Origin of the sequence: Gordonia lacunae, from assembly GCF_002149015.1 — a bacterium.
Classification (GTDB): domain Bacteria; phylum Actinomycetota; class Actinomycetes; order Mycobacteriales; family Mycobacteriaceae; genus Gordonia; species Gordonia lacunae.
The window spans coordinates 34,244-52,466 of record NZ_NGFO01000011.1; the positions used below are offsets into that span (position 1 = coordinate 34,244).

The 18,223-nt window shown below is 69.0% G+C and carries 17 protein-coding genes and 1 riboswitch; of the genes, 15 read left to right on the plus strand and 2 right to left on the minus strand.

Annotation, left to right across the window (positions count from 1 at the left end):
• The first annotated feature begins 6 nt into the window (after nt 1–6).
• From rpe to ppc, 15 genes are all read left to right on the plus strand, one after another.
• On the plus strand, nt 7–711 hold the full coding sequence (rpe, locus tag CA982_RS11295) for a ribulose-phosphate 3-epimerase (RefSeq protein ID WP_086535434.1): 705 nt from the start codon (nt 7–9) through the stop codon (nt 709–711).
• 3 nt (nt 712–714) lie between these two features.
• A complete protein-coding gene (gene ribD, locus CA982_RS11300) occupies nt 715–1,740 on the plus strand; it encodes a bifunctional diaminohydroxyphosphoribosylaminopyrimidine deaminase/5-amino-6-(5-phosphoribosylamino)uracil reductase RibD (RefSeq protein ID WP_086535435.1) in 1,026 nt (341 codons plus the stop codon).
• An 81-nt stretch (nt 1,741–1,821) separates the two neighbouring features.
• Nucleotides 1,822–1,978, plus strand: a riboswitch (FMN riboswitch).
• Nucleotides 1,979–2,022: 44 nt separating this feature from the next.
• Entirely contained in the window at nt 2,023–2,661 is a 639-nt protein-coding gene (locus CA982_RS11305; protein WP_086535521.1) for a riboflavin synthase, read from the plus strand.
• Nucleotides 2,662–2,681: 20 nt separating this feature from the next.
• Complete coding sequence (locus CA982_RS11310; RefSeq protein WP_086535522.1) at nt 2,682–4,007, plus strand: bifunctional 3,4-dihydroxy-2-butanone-4-phosphate synthase/GTP cyclohydrolase II; 1,326 nt, start codon at nt 2,682–2,684, stop codon at nt 4,005–4,007.
• Nucleotides 4,004–4,516 (plus strand): 6,7-dimethyl-8-ribityllumazine synthase, encoded by a 513-nt coding sequence (ribH, locus tag CA982_RS11315; protein ID WP_010840994.1) that lies wholly within the window; start codon nt 4,004–4,006, stop codon nt 4,514–4,516. The genes CA982_RS11310 and ribH overlap by 4 nt, the downstream gene beginning before the upstream one ends.
• On the plus strand, nt 4,513–5,007 hold the full coding sequence (locus tag CA982_RS11320; RefSeq protein ID WP_208617930.1) for a PH domain-containing protein: 495 nt from the start codon (nt 4,513–4,515) through the stop codon (nt 5,005–5,007). Before ribH ends, CA982_RS11320 begins: the two co-directional genes overlap by 4 nt.
• Nucleotides 5,008–5,017: 10 nt before the next feature.
• Nucleotides 5,018–7,069, plus strand: a complete 2,052-nt coding sequence (gene uvrC, locus CA982_RS11325; protein WP_086535436.1) for an excinuclease ABC subunit UvrC — start codon at nt 5,018–5,020, stop codon at nt 7,067–7,069.
• The gene (gene rapZ / locus CA982_RS11330) at nt 7,062–7,994 is read left to right on the plus strand and encodes an RNase adapter RapZ (RefSeq protein ID WP_086535524.1); all 933 of its coding nucleotides are present in this window, start codon (nt 7,062–7,064) and stop codon (nt 7,992–7,994) included. Before uvrC ends, rapZ begins: the two co-directional genes overlap by 8 nt.
• A complete protein-coding gene (locus CA982_RS11335; RefSeq protein WP_086535437.1) occupies nt 7,991–9,016 on the plus strand; it encodes a gluconeogenesis factor YvcK family protein in 1,026 nt (341 codons plus the stop codon). The genes rapZ and CA982_RS11335 overlap by 4 nt, the downstream gene beginning before the upstream one ends.
• Before the next feature lie 70 nt (nt 9,017–9,086).
• A complete protein-coding gene (gene whiA, locus CA982_RS11340; protein ID WP_174316851.1) occupies nt 9,087–10,064 on the plus strand; it encodes a DNA-binding protein WhiA in 978 nt (325 codons plus the stop codon).
• Between the two features lie 192 nt (nt 10,065–10,256).
• Nucleotides 10,257–11,276, plus strand: coding sequence for a type I glyceraldehyde-3-phosphate dehydrogenase (gene gap, locus CA982_RS11345; RefSeq protein ID WP_068971581.1), 1,020 nt, complete (start codon nt 10,257–10,259; stop codon nt 11,274–11,276).
• A gap of 34 nt (nt 11,277–11,310) precedes the next feature.
• Nucleotides 11,311–12,522 (plus strand): phosphoglycerate kinase, encoded by a 1,212-nt coding sequence (locus CA982_RS11350; protein ID WP_086535438.1) that lies wholly within the window; start codon nt 11,311–11,313, stop codon nt 12,520–12,522.
• A 3-nt stretch (nt 12,523–12,525) separates the two neighbouring features.
• Entirely contained in the window at nt 12,526–13,314 is a 789-nt protein-coding gene (gene tpiA / locus CA982_RS11355; protein ID WP_086535439.1) for a triose-phosphate isomerase, read from the plus strand.
• Between the two features lie 121 nt (nt 13,315–13,435).
• Complete coding sequence (gene secG / locus CA982_RS11360) at nt 13,436–13,672, plus strand: preprotein translocase subunit SecG (RefSeq protein ID WP_010841002.1); 237 nt, start codon at nt 13,436–13,438, stop codon at nt 13,670–13,672.
• A 45-nt stretch (nt 13,673–13,717) separates the two neighbouring features.
• A complete protein-coding gene (gene ppc / locus CA982_RS11365) occupies nt 13,718–16,549 on the plus strand; it encodes a phosphoenolpyruvate carboxylase (protein ID WP_086535525.1) in 2,832 nt (943 codons plus the stop codon).
• Between the two features lie 6 nt (nt 16,550–16,555).
• On the opposite strand, the gene pgl is transcribed toward ppc, so the two are convergent.
• Nucleotides 16,556–17,293, minus strand: a complete 738-nt coding sequence (gene pgl / locus CA982_RS11370; protein ID WP_086535440.1) for a 6-phosphogluconolactonase — start codon at nt 17,291–17,293, stop codon at nt 16,556–16,558.
• Nucleotides 17,290–18,222, minus strand: coding sequence for a glucose-6-phosphate dehydrogenase assembly protein OpcA (locus CA982_RS11375; protein WP_086535441.1), 933 nt, complete (start codon nt 18,220–18,222; stop codon nt 17,290–17,292). The genes pgl and CA982_RS11375 overlap by 4 nt, the downstream gene beginning before the upstream one ends.
• Nucleotide 18,223: the final 1 nt, after the last annotated feature.

The following is an 18,223-nucleotide window of genomic DNA, read 5'->3' on the forward strand; positions in this document are numbered from 1 at the left end:
TCGACCATGTGCACCGCCGGTACCGCGCCCATGATCGCTCCCTCCATCCTCTCCGCGGACTTCGCGAACCTCGCGGCCGAGGCTGCTGCCGTGGCGCGGCCGGGCGAGACCCGCGCCGACTGGCTGCACGTCGATGTCATGGACGCACACTTCGTGCCGAACCTGACCCTGGGACTCCCGATCGTCGAGAGCCTGCTGAAAGCCACCGACATCCCGCTCGACTGCCACCTGATGATCGAGAACCCCGAGCGCTGGGCGCCGCCGTATGCCGAGGCCGGTGCACACAACGTCACCTTCCACGCCGAGGCCACGGAGAATCCGATCGGCGTCGCCCGTGACATCCGCACCGCGGGGGCGAAGGCGGGACTCTCGATCAAACCGGGGACCGCGCTGGAGCCGTACCTGGAGATCCTGCGTGACTTCGACACCCTGTTGATCATGAGCGTGGAGCCGGGCTTCGGGGGGCAGAAGTTCATCCCGGAGGTCCTCGAGAAGGCCCGCGCCATCCGGAAATTCATCGACTCCGAGGATCTGCGGCTCCTCGTCGAGATCGACGGCGGCATCAACGCCGACACCATCGAAGAGGCCGCCGAAGCCGGGATCGACTGCTTCGTCGCCGGTTCGGCCGTGTACGGTGCGGACGACCCCGGACAGGCCGTCGCCGCGCTCCGCGAGTCGGCCGCCACCGCCCGGGCTCAGAACCAGGGCTGACCGATGGACATCGCCGCCGCCATGGATCGCGCGATCAGCGCATCCCGGGAGGCGATGGGGATCAGCTCACCCAACCCGCCCGTCGGCGCGGTCATCCTCGCCGCCGACGGCACCGTCGCCGGCATCGGCGCGACCCGGCCACCCGGCGGGCCGCACGCCGAGGTGATGGCCCTGCGAGCCGCGGGCGAGGCCGCGCGCGGCGGCACCGCGATCGTCACCCTCGAACCCTGCAACCACACCGGCCGCACCGGCCCGTGCGCACAGGCCCTCGTCGAGGCGGGCGTCGCCGAGGTCCACTACGCGGTGAGCGATCCCAACCCGGTCGCCGCCGGCGGAGCCGACACGCTCCGGGCCGCCGGGGTGCGCGTCACCGGGGGAGTCGCGGCCCACGACGCCGAGAACGGCCCGCTCCGCCCGTGGCTCACCCGGCAGCGTCTCGGCCGACCCCACGTCACCGCGAAGATCGCATCGGGGATCGACGGCCGGATCGCCGCGCCCGACGGCACCAGCCAGTGGATCACCGGCCCGCGAGCCCGCGACCACGCGCACTCACAGCGCGCCCGGATCGACGCCATCGTCATCGGCACCGGTACCGCGCTGGCCGACAACCCGACCCTCACCGCGCGCACGGCCGACGGCACATTGTACCCGCATCAACCGGCCCGCGTCGTTCTCGGCCATCGCGATCTCCCCGCCGACGCCCGCCTCCGGGAGCCCGTTGGTGGCCCGCTGATCCAGGTCGACTCCCACGACCCCGCCGACGTCCTCGCGGCACTGCCCGACGCGCTGTGGGTGCTGGTCGAAGGCGGACCGTCCATCCTGGGGGCGTTCTTCGCGGCCGGACTCGTCGACGAGGTGGACGCCTACGTCGCCCCGCTGGTGCTGGGCGCCGGTCGCAGTTCGGTCGAGATCCCCGGGGTGACCACCCTCGACGGCGGCCTGCGGTTCAGCACGAGATCGGTGACCCGGCTCGGCGAGGACATCCTCGTCACGCTGGCACGACCGTCGACCACCTCGCGCGACAACTGAGGGCACGACATGTCGGCGACGCTTTTCACTCACCGGAATCGCAATGCGACTGACTTCCCGGACCGTGCTAGCGTCGATGTCACCAGTTCTCGGGGCGGGGTGAAATTCCCCACCGGCGGTGATGAGGGTGCGGTGGATCCGCATCGTCCAGCCCGCGAGCGCCTGCCACCAGGCAGGGACAGCAGATTCGGTGCGAATCCGAAGCCGACGGTCACAGTCCGGATGCGAGAGAACAGGCGACACAAGGCCGCCCTGTCTGCTCCGAGCGAGCAGGAGGAGTGCGTGTTCACCGGAATCGTGGAAGAACTCGGCGTCATCGCCGACCGCGAGGATCTCTCCGACGCCGCCCGATTCACCGTGCGCGGCCCAGTGGTCACCGCCGACGCCGGCCACGGCGACTCGATCGCCGTCAACGGCGTGTGTCTGACCGTCGTCGACCTCCGTCCCGGTGAGTTCACCGTCGACGTGATGGGCGAGACGCTGCGCCGCAGTTCGCTGTCCGACCTCGCCGCCGGGAGCACCGTCAACCTCGAGCGCGCCATGCCCGCGAACGGTCGATTCGGCGGCCACATCGTCCAGGGACATGTCGACGGCACCGGCACGATCGCCGCGGTCAGCCCGTCGGAGAACTGGACGGTCGTACGGATCGCCGTACCCGCCACGCTCACGCGCTACCTCGTCGAGAAGGGATCGATCACCGTCGACGGTGTGTCACTCACCGTGTCGGCGGTCGGCGGATCGGGCGACGACTCCTGGTTCGAGATCTCCCTGATCCCGACGACCCTCAACGAGACCAACCTCGGCGCCGCCCGACCCGGCACCGTGGTGAACCTCGAGGTCGACGTCATCGCCAAATACGTCGAGCGCCTTCATCTGGGTTCGGACACGACTGGTACTCCTGATGTTGCGGGGGCGAAATGAGCACAACGAGTGAGGTTCTGATGAGCGAGTCGCCACAAGACGGTGAAGACGTGACCGCAGCCGAGGGGACCGGCGTCGCGTTCGACACGATCGAACGCGCCATCGCCGACATCGCGGCGGGCAAGGCCGTCGTCGTGGTCGACGACGAGGATCGCGAGAACGAGGGCGACCTGATCTTCGCGGCGGAGAAGGCGACCCCCGAACTGGTGGCCTTCATGGTGCGCTACACCTCCGGCTACCTGTGTGTCCCGCTCGACGGCGACGCGTGCGACCGACTCGGTCTGCCGCCGATGTACTCGATGAACCAGGACAAGCACGGCACGGCCTACACCGTGACCGTCGACGCCCGCGAGGGCATCGGTACCGGCATCAGTGCCGCCGACCGCGCCACGACGATGCGCCTGCTGGCCGATCCCGACGCCGCCGCGGCCGATTTCACCCGCCCCGGCCACGTGGTCCCGCTGCGGGCGAAGGAGGGCGGCGTGCTGCGCCGCCCGGGACACACCGAGGCAGCGGTCGACCTCGCCCGCCTCGCCGATCTGGCGCCGGCCGGGGTGATCTGCGAGATCGTCAGCCAGAAGGATGTCGGTTCGATGGCGCAGACCGACGAGCTGCGCGTGTTCGCCGACGAACACGACCTCGCGCTGATCTCGATCGCCGACCTCATCGCCTGGCGGCGTCGCCACGAAAAGCATGTGGTGCGCGTCGCCGACGCCCGAATCCCCACCCGCCACGGTGATTTCCGCGCGGTCGGGTACTCCAGCGTCTACGACGACGTCGAACATGTCGCGCTCGTGAAGGGCGACATCACCGGCGGCGACGCCGACGGACACGACGTTCTGGTGCGCGTGCACTCGGAGTGCCTGACAGGCGACGTCTTCGGTTCGCTGCGCTGCGACTGCGGGCCGCAACTCGATGCGGCGATGGAGATGGTGGCCGACGAGGGCCGGGGCATCATCCTGTACATGCGGGGCCACGAGGGCCGCGGGATCGGGCTGCTGCACAAGCTGCAGGCCTACCAGCTGCAGGACGCCGGGTCCGACACCGTCGACGCCAACCTCGAGCTCGGCCTGCCCGCCGATTCACGCGACTACGGGCTCGGCGCTCAGATCCTCGTCGACCTCGGCGTGCGGTCCATGCGGCTGCTGACCAACAACCCGGCGAAGCGCGTCGGACTCGACGGATACGGCCTGCACATCGTCGACCGCGTCCCGATGCCGGTGCGCGCGAACGCCGAGAACCTGCGCTACCTGCGAACCAAGCGGGATCGGATGGGCCATGACCTGGTCGGCCTCGACGATCACGCACAGCCCACCGACGGCGCATCCGAAGGAGCACCTGCATGAGCGGACACGGAGAGCCGACCCTCGAACTCGCCGATGCCGGGACCCTGCGTCTCGCCATCGTCTCGTCGCAGTGGCACGAGACCGTCTGTGGCGCACTGCTCGACGGAGCCATCCGGGCTGCACGGGACAACGGCGTGACCGAGCCGACGATCGTGCAGGTCGCGGGCGCCATCGAACTGCCCGTCATCGTGCAGGCGCTGGCCCGCACCCATGACGCGGTGGTCGCCCTCGGCGTCGTGATCAAGGGCGAGACACCGCATTTCGAGTACGTGTGTGACGCGGTCACCGCGGGCCTCACGCGGGTGTCGCTGGACGAGTCGACGCCGGTCGGCAACGGTGTGCTCACCGTGCTCACCGAGGACCAGGCGATCGCGCGTGCCGGTCTGCCGGGTTCGACGGAGGACAAGGGCGCGCAGGCAACCGTCGCCGCGCTCGCGTCGGCGCTGACCCTGCGCGCGCTGCAACGCGGCGAGACCCTCCCGGTGGCCGTCGGAGGAGCATCGGCGTGACTTCTGCGGACACCCCGCCGGCCGTGACCGACGCGGCCGGATGGGATCTGGTCTACCGGCCCCGCAACCTGCCCCGCTGGGCGATCGCGGCGGCCGTGGTGGTGCTCGCGATCCACATCACGTTCGGTCTGCTGCTGACGATCGACGACGTCGGTGTCCGCAACCTCGGCGGCTCCGACCAGGTCGCGATCATCCTCATCGGCGTGCTGATCTCGGCGGCCATCCTGCTGTTCACCCGGCCGCGGCTGCGCGTCGGCGCCGCCGGTGTCGAGGTCCGCAACCTGGTGACGGTGCGACTCTTCGAGTGGGATCGTGTTCTCGGTCTCACGTACCCGGAGAAGGGCTTCGGGGCGTGGCTGCTGTTCCCCGCGGACGAACACATCACCGTCCTGGCTGTTCAGGCCGGTGACGGTCAGCGCGCCATCGACGCGATGGGCCGGTTCCGCGAGCTGGAGGAGCGCTACCGCGGGACTGTCCGGCCCGGCCACTAGCCTGGAACACGTGGCCGACCCGACTACCTACCGTCCCGCGCCGGGGTCCATCCCGACCGATCCCGGGGTGTACAAATTCCGCGACGAGCATCGTCGTGTCATCTACGTGGGCAAGGCCAAGAACCTCCGGTCGAGGCTGACGTCGTACTTCGCCGACATCACCTCGCTGCACCCGCGCACCCGCCAGATGGTGACGACGGCCGCGTCGGTCGAATGGACCGTCGTCGGCACCGAGGTGGAGGCGCTCCAGCTCGAATACAACTGGATCAAGGAGTTCGACCCGCGCTTCAACGTCCGCTACCGGGACGACAAGAGCTACCCGATGCTCGCGGTCACGCTGAACGAGGAGTACCCGCGCTTGTTCGTGTACCGGGGCCCGCGCCGGCGCGGCGTGCGGTACTTCGGCCCGTACGCCCATGCCTGGGCGATCCGCGAGACGGTCGACCTGCTCACCCGGGTCTTCCCGGCCCGGACCTGCTCGGCGGGTGTGTTCAAACGGCACCGGCAGATCGACCGGCCGTGCCTGCTCGGTTACATCGACAAGTGCTCGGCACCGTGTGTGGGGCGGGTGGATGCCGAGGAGCACCGCGAGATCGTCGAGGACTTCTGCGACTTCCTCGCCGGCCGCACGGACCTGATGATCCGCAAGATGGAGCGGGACATGACCGTCGCCGCCGAGGACCTCGACTTCGAGCGCGCCGCACGGTTGCGCGACGACATCGGTGCGATGCGCCGCGCGATGGAGAAGCAGGCCGTCGTGCTCGGCGACGGCACCACCGCCGACGTCATCGCGCTCGCCGGTGACCAGCTCGAGGTGTCGGTGCAGGTCTTCCACGTCCGCGACGGGCGGGTACGCGGTCAGCGCGGATGGGTCGTCGAGCGCAGCGACAACGGCACCGACGGCGACGTCGTGGGGGAGTTCGTCACCCAGTTCTACGGCGCCCAGGTCGATTTCGACGCCACGGTCGACGTCGGTACCGACCGCGCACACGGGGAGTCCATCCCGCGCGAGGTGCTCGTCCCGGAGTTGCCGTCCGACGCCGAGGAACTCGAGGAATGGCTGTCCGGACTCCGGGGCAGCCGCGTCCGGCTGCGGGTGCCGCAGCGCGGCGACAAGAAAGCGCTGTTCGAGACCGTCGCCCGGAACGCGGGCGAAGCCCTTGCGCAGCACAAGCTCCGGCGCGCGGGCGACCTCACGACCCGGTCGGCGGCGCTCACCGAGCTGCAGGAGTCGCTGCTGCTCGACCAGGCACCGCTGCGCATCGAGTGTGTCGACATCTCGCATGTCCAGGGCACCGACGTGGTCGCTTCGCTCGTCGTCTTCGAAGACGGTCTGCCGCGCAAGTCCGACTATCGGCACTACTCGATCCGGCACGCCGCCGGCGAGGGGCACTCCGATGATGTCGCATCCATCGCTGAGGTCACGCGCCGCCGGTTCCTCCGGCACCGCACCGACTCCGACGCGCCGCCGCCGGTGTCCGGCGAGATCAGCGCCGCCGCCGACACGCCGGCACAGCCCCGGAAATTCGCCTACCCGCCGAACCTCTACGTCGTCGACGGTGGTGCGCCGCAGGTGCACGCCGCGGCCGCGGTGCTCGACGAACTCGGCATCACCGACGTCTCGGTGATCGGACTCGCCAAACGCCTCGAGGAGGTGTGGGTGCCCGGCGACGACGACCCGATGATCCTGCCGCGCAACAGCCAGGCCCTGTTCCTGCTGCAGCGCGTCCGTGACGAGGCGCATCGCTTCGCCATCACGTTCCACCGCAGCAAGCGCAGCAAGCGCATGACCGAGTCGGTGCTCGACGGCGTCCCCGGTCTGGGCCGGACGCGCCGGACCGCGCTGGTGACCCACTTCGGATCGGTCGCGCGGCTGCGTGAGGCATCCTTGGACGAGATATCCCAGGTGCCCGGAATCGGTCTCACCACGGCGCGCGCGGTCAAGTCCGCGCTCTCCGACGAGGCCCCGGTGCCCGAACAGACCCCGACCCCGGCCCCGGCGGGAGCCGAGAAGGAGATGACGGTGGCGACCGGTGACGCGGGACGAGGTGGCGATGAGTGACCACACCGACGTGGAGGGCACGGTGACCGCGGCGCAGATCGGGACCGATTTCACCGTGCTGTTCGTGACGGGGATGTCCGGTGCGGGACGATCCACCGCGGCGAACGTGCTGGAGGACGACGGCTGGTACGTCGCCGACAACGTGCCCCCGTCCCTTATCTCGACGATGGTCGGGATGGTCCGGGCGGACGATCCCTCGATCACCCGGCTCGCGATGGTGCTGCGCGCCTCCGACGACAACCTCGCCCACCAGCTCGAGCAACTGCGGGACAGCCTGGAACAGTCCGGGATCCGCACCCGGCTGCTGTACCTCGACGCCAGCGACCAGGTGCTGGTCCGCCGCTTCGAACAGGTACGCCGGCGGCACCCGTTGCAGGGCAAGGAGACCCTCGTCGAGGGCATTGCCCGCGAGCGCGCGATCCTGGCCCCGATCAAGAACGTCGCCGACCTGGTGGTGGAGACCTCCGCGCTGACCGCGGCCAAACTCCGCGCGATCGTCGAGGGCGTCGCGCCCGGCGACACCGAACCCCGGCTGTCGATCGTGGTGCAGTCGTTCGGGTTCAAGTACGGGCTGCCCATCGACTCCGATCTCGTCGCCGACGTCCGGTTCCTGCCCAACCCGCACTGGATCGACGAGTTGCGCGATCACAACGGCCGGGAGGCGCCGGTCCGCGACTACGTCCTCGGCCAGCCGGACGCGGACGGATTTCTCGACCTCTACACTGGCCTGGTCTCGATCGTCGGCCGCGGTTACCTGCGAGAAGGCAAGCGCTACATGACGATCAGCGTCGGCTGCACCGGCGGCAAGCACCGCAGTGTGGCCATCGCCGAGGAACTGTCGGCTCGTCTGCGCCGCGCCGTCGACGACGCCGGGACCGCGTCCTACGACGTCCGGGTCATGCACCGCGACCTGGGGCGCGAATGAGTGCCCGGGAGCCGCGGATCGTCGCCCTCGGCGGCGGCCACGGCCTCTACGCGACACTGACCGCGATGCGCTACCTCAGCGCCGACATCACCGCGGTGGTCACCGTCGCCGACGACGGGGGTTCGTCCGGGCGCCTGCGCGCCGAACTCGGACTCATCCCGCCCGGCGACCTGCGAATGGCGCTCGCCGCATTGATGAGTACGCCGCCGGGACTGGAGGACTCCTCGGCCGCCGACCCGGCCGCTCGTCGCCGCCACGAACTGTGGGCCGAGGTCCTCCAGCACCGATTCGGTGGCCGTGGGGCCCTGGCCGGGCATCCCATCGGCAATCTGCTCCTCGCCGGACTCACCGAGGTGCTCGGCGACACCGTCGGAGCACTCGCCGAGTTGCGGACCATCTTCGGCATCGAGGGTCACGTGCTTCCGATGTCGACCGTGCCGCTCGACATCGAGGCCGACGTCTCGGGACTCGAGGCCGACCCACGGATCAGTCGCGAGATCCGCGGGCAGGTGGCGGTGGCCACCACCCCCGGCAAGGTGCGTCGCGTCCGCCTGCTGCCCGACGACCCGCCGGCCTGCGAATCGGCGCTCGCGGCAATCGAATCGGCCGACCTCGTGATGCTGGGGCCGGGCTCGTGGTTCTCCAGCGTGATTCCGCACGTGCTGGTGCCCGAGCAGCTGAAGGCCTTGCAGCGCAGTCCCGCCCGCAAGGTGCTCGTGGTCAATCTGGCACCCGAGCCGGGGGAGACCCCGGGGTTCTCCGTCGAGCGTCACCTGCACGTGCTGCACGCGCATGCGAACACCCTCCGGGTCGATCATGTCCTCGTCGACGCGTCCTCGGTTCCGGCCGGACGAGAACGCGATCACCTCGAACGCGCGGCCGGATTGTTCGGTGCGGAACTGAATGTCGGGGACGTCGCGGTGCCCGGCCGACAGGTCCATGACCCGGCGAAAGTCGCCGCCGTGGTGAACGAACTGTGCGAAGGTGAACTGACCCGTTACTCTGGCCGAGCGGACGCCTGACCCAGGCGAAGTCTCCGCGATTCTTCGAGGGACGTGTGGTCTGTTGACAGGAGGACAGGTACCGGTGGCGATGACGGCGGCGGTGAAGGACGAACTCAGTCGCCTGTCGGTGACTCAGGTGAGTTGCCGGAGAGCCGAGGTGTCGGCGCTGCTGCGTTTCGCCGGCGGCCTGCACATCGTCGCGGGCCGCGTGGTGGTCGAGGCCGAGGTCGACATGGGCAACGTGGCGCGCCGGCTGCGGCGCGAGATCCACGACCTGTACGGCTATGCCTCCGACGTCCACGTCCTGCGTGGCGGCGGACTACGCAAGTCGGCGCGCTACATCGTGCGGATCACCAAGGACGGCGAGGGCCTGGCGCGGCAGACCGGACTCCTCGACCTGCGCGGCCGGCCCGTGCGCGGCCTGCCCGCACAGGTCGTCGGCGGCAGTGTGGCCGACGCCGAGGCCGCCTGGCGCGGAGCATTTCTCGCACACGGATCGCTCACCGAACCCGGCCGGTCGTCGGCCCTGGAGGTCAGTTGCCCCGGACCGGAGGCGGCACTCGCCCTGGTCGGTGCGGCGCGGCGGCTCGGTGTCACGGCCAAGGCGCGTGAGGTCCGCGGCGCCGACCGGGTCGTCATCCGCGACGGCGAGGCCATCGGGGCGCTCCTCACCCGCATGGGTGCCCACGACACGCGGCTCGTCTGGGAGGAACGCCGGATGCGACGGGAGGTCCGTGCGACCGCCAACCGCCTGGCCAACTTCGACGACGCCAACCTGCGTCGCTCGGCGCGTGCGGCAGTCGCGGCCGCGGCCCGCGTGGAACGCGCCCTCGACATCCTCGGCGACGAGGTGCCCGACCATCTCATCGCCGCCGGGCAGCTCCGCATCACGCACCGGCAGGCGTCGCTGGAGGAGCTCGGCCAGCTCGCCGACCCGCCGATGACCAAGGACGCCGTCGCCGGTCGAATCCGGCGGCTGCTGTCGATGGCCGACAAGAAGGCGCGCCAGGACGGCATCCCCGACACGGAGTCCGCGGTCACCTCCGAGCTGCTCGACGAGGCCTGAGACACGCGCCGGCGGTCCACCGGCGCGCGTGACCCGGACCTGCGGTGTGCCGAGCACAGGGTCGCCTACTAGGCTGGTGTCGACGTGCGCGGAGGCGTGACCACTCAGGTGTGCTTTCGCTGACCGCTCACGCGCGGCCAGACAGGGCTTGACCACCAGGCCCGACCATGAATACCGCTAAGGAGCACAACTGTGACTGTTCGGGTAGGCGTCAACGGATTCGGCCGGATCGGCCGCAACTTCTTCCGTGCCGTCGAAGCGCAAAAAGCTTTGGGCACCACCGACATCGAGATCGTCGCGGTCAACGACCTGACCGACAACGCGACCCTCGCGCACCTGCTGAAGTTCGACTCCATCCTCGGTCGCCTCTCCGACGACGTCACCCTCGAGGGCGACGACACCATCGTCGTCGGTGAGCAGAAGATCAAGGCCCTGGAGGTCAAGGAGGGCCCGGCCGCGATCCCGTGGGGCGATCTGGGCGTCGACGTGGTCGTCGAATCGACCGGCATCTTCACCGCTCGCGCCAAGGCTCAGGGACACCTCGACGCCGGCGCCAAGAAGGTCATCATCTCCGCCCCGGCGTCGGATGAGGACATCACCATCGTGATGGGCGTCAACGACGACAAGTACGACGGCAGCCAGAACATCATCTCCAACGCCTCGTGCACCACCAACTGCCTCGGCCCGCTGGCGAAGGTCCTCAACGACGAGTTCGGCATCGTCAAGGGCCTGATGACCACCATCCACGCCTACACCCAGGACCAGAACCTCCAGGACGGCCCGCACAAGGACCTGCGTCGCGCACGCGCCGCGGCCATCAACATCGTGCCGACCTCGACCGGCGCCGCCAAGGCCATCGGCCTGGTGCTCCCGGAGCTGAAGGGCAAGCTCGACGGTTACGCGCTGCGCGTCCCGATCCCCACCGGTTCGGTCACCGACCTCACCGCGCAGCTGTCGAAGACCGCCACGGCCGACGAGATCAACGCGGCGCTCAAGGCGGCGGCCGACGGTCCGCTCAAGGGCATCCTCAAGTACTACGATGCGCCGATCGTCTCGTCCGACATCGTCACCGACCCGCACAGCTCGCTGTTCGACGCCGGCCTGACCAAGGTGATCGACGACCAGGCCAAGGTCGTGTCCTGGTACGACAACGAGTGGGGCTACTCCAACCGCCTCGTCGACCTCATCGGTCTCGTCGGCAAGTCGCTCTGACCCGCCCCCCAACGACTTTAGGAGTCAACGCCTCATGGGTGTTCCCACTCTGAAAGACCTTCTGGAGGAAGGTGTTTCGGGCAGGGGTGTGCTGGTCCGGTCGGATTTCAACGTCCCGCTCGACGGGTCGACGATCACCGATCCGGGTCGCATCCTCGCGTCCCTGCCGACGCTCAACGCACTCATCGACGCCGGTGCCAAGGTGATCATCACCGCGCACCTGGGTCGTCCGAAGGGTGAGCCGGATCCGGCGTTCTCGCTGGCGCCGGTCGCCGCCCGTCTCGGCGAGGAACTCGGCCGCAACGTGCAGCTGGCCGGTGACGTCGTCGGAACCGACGCGCTCGCCCGTGCGGAGGGTCTCACCGACGGCGACGTCCTGCTCCTGGAGAACATCCGCTTCGATCCGCGGGAGACCTCCAAGGACGACGCCGACCGCGAGAAGCTCGCCAAGGCGCTCGTCGAGCTCGTCGGCGACGACGGCGCGTTCGTCTCCGACGGTTTCGGGGTGGTGCACCGCAAGCAGGCCTCGGTCTACGACGTCGCCAAGCTGCTCCCGCACTACGCGGGGGAGCTGGTGGCCGCGGAGGTCGACGTCCTGTCGAAGCTCACCGACGAGGTGACCCGTCCCTACGCGGTCGTCCTCGGCGGGTCGAAGGTCTCGGACAAGCTGGGCGTGATCGAGGCATTGGCACCCAAGGTCGACACGCTGGTCATCGGCGGCGGGATGGCATTCACCTTCCTTGCTGCACAGGGACATTCGGTCGGAACGTCGCTCCTGCAGGAAGATCAGATCGATGTCTGCAAGAGCCTGCTGGAGCGGTTCGGCGACGTGATCCACCTACCCGTCGACGTCGTGGTGGCCGACAAGTTCGCCGCCGACGCCGAGTCGGACACGGTGGCCTCCGACGCCATTCCCGACGGCTGGATGGGCCTGGACATCGGACCGGAGTCGGTGAAGCGATTCGCCGCGGTCCTCTCGGGTGCCAAGACGATCTTCTGGAACGGCCCGTCGGGGGTGTTCGAGTTCGAGAAGTTCTCGGCGGGCACCCGCGGTGTCGCCGAGGCCATCGCGGGCGCGACCGGCAACGGCGCGTTCACCGTGGTCGGCGGCGGCGACTCGGCGGCCGCGGTGCGCACCCTGGGTCTGCCCGACTCCGATTTCTCGCACATCTCCACCGGAGGTGGCGCATCGCTGGAGTACCTCGAGGGCAAGGAACTCCCCGGACTGAAGGTTCTGGAGAGCTGATCCATGGCAACTCGTAAACCGCTCATCGCGGGCAACTGGAAGATGAACCTCAACCACCTCGAGGCCATCGCGCTGGTTCAGAAGATCGCGTTCGCCCTCCCGGCGAAGTACTTCGAGAAGGTCGACGTGACGGTGATCCCACCGTTCACCGACATCCGCAGCGTGCAGACCGTCGTCGACGGGGACAAGCTCCTGCTCACCTACGGTGCGCAGGACCTGTCGCAGCACGACTCGGGTGCCTACACCGGCGAGATCAGCGGAGCGTTCCTCGCGAAGCTGGGCTGCACGTTCGTCGTCGTCGGACACTCGGAGCGTCGCACGCTGCACGGTGAGACCGACGAGATCGTGCTCGCCAAGACCAAGGCCGCCCTCAAGCACGAGCTCACCCCGATCGTGTGCATCGGCGAGGGGCTCGAGGTCCGCGAGGCAGGCGAGCACGTGGCCTACAACGTCGCGCAGCTCAAGGGTTCGCTCGCCGGTCTGTCCGCGGCGGAGATCGCCAAGACCGTCATCGCCTACGAGCCGGTCTGGGCGATCGGCACCGGCCGCGTGGCCGGCGCGGACGACGCGCAGGAGGTCTGCAAGGCCATTCGCGAGGCGTTGGTGGAGATCGCCGACGCCGAGACCGCGGCGTCGGTGCGCATCCTCTACGGCGGATCGGTCAACGCCAAGAACGTCGGCGACCTCGTCGGACGTCCGGACGTCGACGGCGCGCTGGTCGGCGGCGCATCATTGAAGTCCGACGAGTTCGCGACGCTGTCGGCGATCGCCGCGGGTGGCCCCTTGCCCTGACGGGTCATACCCACGCGTACACTGTGGCAGGTTGGCCTCGAGTCGATTCACTTCGTCGATCGGGCCGGCCTGCCACAGCTGTATGTAGGGGCTTTACGGAAGGGCGTTGCGACTCGTGACTGTGCAAGGTGCACTCGACATCGGATTGATCGTGACCAGCGTGTTGCTGATCGTGCTCATCCTGCTGCACCGCGGCAAGGGTGGCGGTCTGTCGTCGCTGTTCGGCGGCGGTGTCCAGTCCAGCCTGTCGGGCTCGAGCGTCGTCGAACGCAACCTCGACCGGTTGACCATCTTCGTCGGACTCATCTGGGTGATCTTCATCGTCGGCGTGGGCGTCGACATCAAACTGTCCGGATAGCATCTCGGGATGCCGCGCCCGGGCGATGCCGGGATACTTGACGGCATGAGTGAAACCGTCCCCGCACGGGGAGTCCCGGACTGGCGCCCATCCATCTCCATCGTCGACCACATCGTCGTCGACGACGAGGGCCGGGCACTCACCGAACCGCTGCGCGAGGACATCCGCCTCCTCGGCGGAATCCTCGGCGACGTCGTCCGCGAACATTCCGGAAGCGACGTCTTCGATCTCGTCGAAGCCGCCCGTGTGGCCGCGTTCCGCGTGCGTCGCAACGAGATCGACCGGACCGAACTCGCCGACATGTTCGTCGACCTGGACATCTCCACCGCGGTCCCGGTCATCCGCGCGTTCAGTCACTTCGCGCTGTTGGCCAATCTGGCCGAGGACATCCACCGCGAGCGGCGTCGAGCCATTCACGTCCGGGCCGGTGACCCGCCCCAGGACAGCAGTCTCGCCGCCACCTACCGCAAGCTCGCCGAGGCGGGTCTCGGCGACGACGAGGTCGGCCGGACCCTGTCCGACGCCGCGGTGATCCCGGTCATCACCGCACACCCCACCGAGACCCGGCGCCGCACCGTCTTCGAGGCCCAGAACCGCATCACCGAGCTGATGCGGTTCCGCGGCCGGACCGAGCTGACGCCCGACGAGGACGCGGCGGTCACCGAGTCCATCCGGCGTCAGATCCTGACGCTGTGGCAGACCGCCCTCATCCGCCTCGAACGTCTCACCATCCAGGACGAGATCCGTTCGGGTCTGCGGTATTACGACGCGTCGTTCTTCGAGGTCGTGCCGGCCATCAACACCGCGGTGCGGGCCGCTCTGCGCTCGACATACCCCGATGCCGGGCTGGCCGACGATCCGATGATCCGGATGGGGTCGTGGATCGGCGGCGACCGCGACGGCAATCCGTTCGTGAACTCCGAGGTGGTGACCCTGGCCACCACCCTCGCGGCGCAGGCCGCCGTCGGACACCACCTGACCGAACTCGAGAGTCTCGCACAGGAACTCAGCATGTCAGCGCGGCTGATCGACGCCAGTGCAACGCTGTTCGACCTCGCCGGCGCCGGCGCCGACGATCCGGGCGCCGACGAACCCTTCCGACTCGCCCTGCGCGTCATCCGATCCCGTTTGCTGGCGACCGCGCGGGACATGTTCGACGGCGACTTCCTCACCTCGAGCGAGGAGAATCTGATCGACGGACGACAACCGTACGGCGACGCGGCCGAACTCCTCGCCGACCTCGATGTGATCGACGGCGCGCTCCGCGCCAACAACGACGACCCGATCGCCGACGATCGGCTGCTCGCACTGCGGGAAGCGGTGCGCACGTTCGGCTTCCACCTGTCCGGACTGGACATGCGGCAGAACTCCGACACACACGAGGAAGTGGTCGCCGAACTGCTCGCGTGGGCGGGGGTGCATCCGGACTATGCCTCCCTCGAGGAATCCGCGCGGATCGAGATCCTGTCGGCCGAGCTCAGCGCGCGTCGTCCCTTGACCAGCCCCGACGCCGAACTCAGCGAGCTCGCGACCAAGGAGCTCGGAATCGTCCGGGCAGCCGCGAGAGCGGTCGCGACCTTCGGGCCGGCGGCCGTGCCCAACTACATCATCAGCATGTGCACCTCGGTGAGTGACATGCTCGAGGCGCTGATCCTCCTCAAGGAGGCCGGCCTCTACGATCCGAACGGCGGATCGCCGCGCTGTACGGTCCGCGTGGTCCCGCTGTTCGAGACCATCGAGGATCTCCAGCAGGGCGCGCAGACACTGCTGGCGATCCTGGATGTCCCGTTCTACCGGGCAATGGTCGAGTCCCAGAACGGGATCCAGGAGATCATGCTCGGCTACTCCGACTCCAACAAGGACGGCGGCTACATGGCCGCCAACTGGGCGCTCTACCGCGCCGAACTCGATCTCGTCGACGCGGCGTCGGAGTCGGGGATCCGGTTGCGGCTGTTCCACGGGCGCGGAGGCACCGTCGGACGCGGCGGCGGACCCAGCTACGACGCCATCCTGGCGCAACCGCCCGGCGCGGTCCAGGGCTCGCTGCGTATCACTGAGCAGGGCGAGATCATCGCCGCGAAGTACGCCGAGCCGGTGGCGGCGCGACGCAACCTCGAGACCTTGCTCGCCGCGACCATCGAGTCCTCGCTCCTGGACACCGAGGGCCTCGGCGACGAATCCGACTCGGCCTACGAGATCATGGACGACATCGCGGCAAAGGCCCGCGCCGCGTACAGCCGCCTGGTGCACGAGACCCCGGGGTTCGTCGAGTACTTCACGACGTCGACGCCGCTGTCGGAGATCGGGGCGCTGAACATCGGCAGTCGTCCGGCGTCGCGCAAGCAGACCGAGAAGATCTCCGATCTGCGTGCGATCCCGTGGGTCCTCTCGTGGACGCAGTCGCGCGTGATGCTGCCCGGCTGGTACGGCACGGGGTCGGCGTTCGAGGAGTGGGTCGCCGACGACCCGGACCGTCTGGAGACCCTGCGCCGCTACTACGCGAAGTGGCCGTTCTTCCGGACCGTCATGTCGAACATGGCCCAGGTGCTGGCGAAGTCGGACATGGGTCTCGCGCACCGGTATGCGCAGCTCGTTCCCGACGAGGAGTTGCGCGACAAGGTGTTCGGCATGATCGTCGACGAACACGAACGCACGATCGCGATGTGCGCGAAGATCACCGGCACCGACGACCTGCTCCACGACAACGCCGCGCTGAAGCGGTCGGTCTACAACCGGTTCCCGTACCTCGAACCGCTGAACCTGCTGCAGGTCGAGTTGCTCCGCCGTTTCCGGGCAGGGGAGGACACCCCGATCGTGCGCCGCGGGATCCAGCTCACGATGAACGGCCTCGCGACCGCGCTGCGCAATTCGGGTTAGCCGAGATCAGGTCAGGCCGGCGGCGGCCGCATCATCGAGGAACCAGATCGTCTCCTCGGTGCCGCGGGCGCCGGCGGCGGGCCAGTCGGCCGGATCCGCACCCCGGTGGGCCGCGCTGACGGCCTCGGCCTTGTCGGCCCCGGCGACCAGGAACCACACCTGCCGCGAGCGGTTCACCACGGCCAGGGTCAGCGTGATCCGACGCGCCGGCGGCTTCGGCGAATCCTCGACGGCCACCACCGACTTCGTGGTCTCGGCGGTGGCCGCGGTGTGCGGGAACAGCGAATTGACGTGCCCCTCACCGCCCATGCCGAGGAGGTGGAGGTCGAACTCCGGAGCCACACCGTCGCTCGACCGGCCGGCGAGGATCGCGGCGTAGTCGGCGGCGGCCGCCTCGATGTCGTCACCGAGCGGGCCGTCCGACGGGGCCATCGGGAACACCCGCGACGGGTCGACGGGCACCTTGTCGAGCAGCGCCTCGCGCGCCTGACCGGAGTTGCGTTCCGGATCGTCGGCGGGGACGAAGCGGTCGTCGCCCCAGTAGATGTCGACCCTGGACCAGTCGATGGTGCCGCTGTCGGCGGCGAGTGCCGTGAGAATCCCGATTCCGTTGCTGCCGCCGGTCAGCACGACGCTGGCGACGCCACGTTCGGCCTGCGCACGGGTGACGAGATCCACGAAACGGGTGGCGGCGGTCTCGATCAGTTCGTGCTTGGAATCGAAGACGAGGGTCTCGGTGGTCATCGGGCGGCAACTCCTTCGGCGTCGTCTGCGAACTCGACCTCGGGCACTCCCTTGAGCGCTTCGACATACACCTCGTCGGTGTCGAGTCGTCGTAATTCCTCGGCGATACACGCGGGCAGTTCGCGTCTGCCCATCGCCACCCGTCCGTCGGGTTTGCCCGGCATCGAGAGCACCGCGTTGTTCTCCTCGTCCACCGCGAGGATGGTCGGGCCGTCGTCACGGAGGAGCCGGATCTCGAAACTGCCGCGGCGTCGTCGTGTCGGAACCTGCAGGGTCGACCGCAGCCAGCCGGCGAGCAGATCCACCGACGGCGAGTTCTGCGCACCCGTCACCTGGACCTCGGTGACCGGGGTGTGGGGCGGGCGGTCGAACGCGGAGGCCAAGATCGCGCGCCAGTGCGTGACGTGGGTCCAGGCGAGGTCGGTGTCGCCGGGGGAGTAGGTCTCGAGCCGCTGCGCGAGAACCGCGACCGAGTCGTCGGCCTTGCCGGCATCGACGATGCGCCGGTGACCGAGCTTGCCGAGCGGATCGGCGGCCGGACGCTCCGGCCCTTTACCCGGCCACCAGGTGACGACCGGGGTGTCGGGGAGGAGGAAAGGGGTCACGACACTGTCCGGGTGGTCGGCGAGTTCGCCCTGCAGCGACAGCACCACCACCTCGGAGGCGCCGGCATCACCACCCACGCGGATCTGCGCGTCGAGTCGCGAGTCGCCCTCGCGCACACCGCGATACACGACGATCACGCGGCTGGGGTGTTCGCGGCTGGCGCCGACCGCCGCCTCGATCGCACCCTCCATCGGCTCACCGAGCTCGACGCACACGACCAGCGTGAGGACGCGCCCCAGGCTCAGCGCACCTCCGGCCGCGCGCACCTCGATGATCTTCTTCGCGACCTTGCCGGTCGACGTGTTCGGCAGTTCGACGATCATC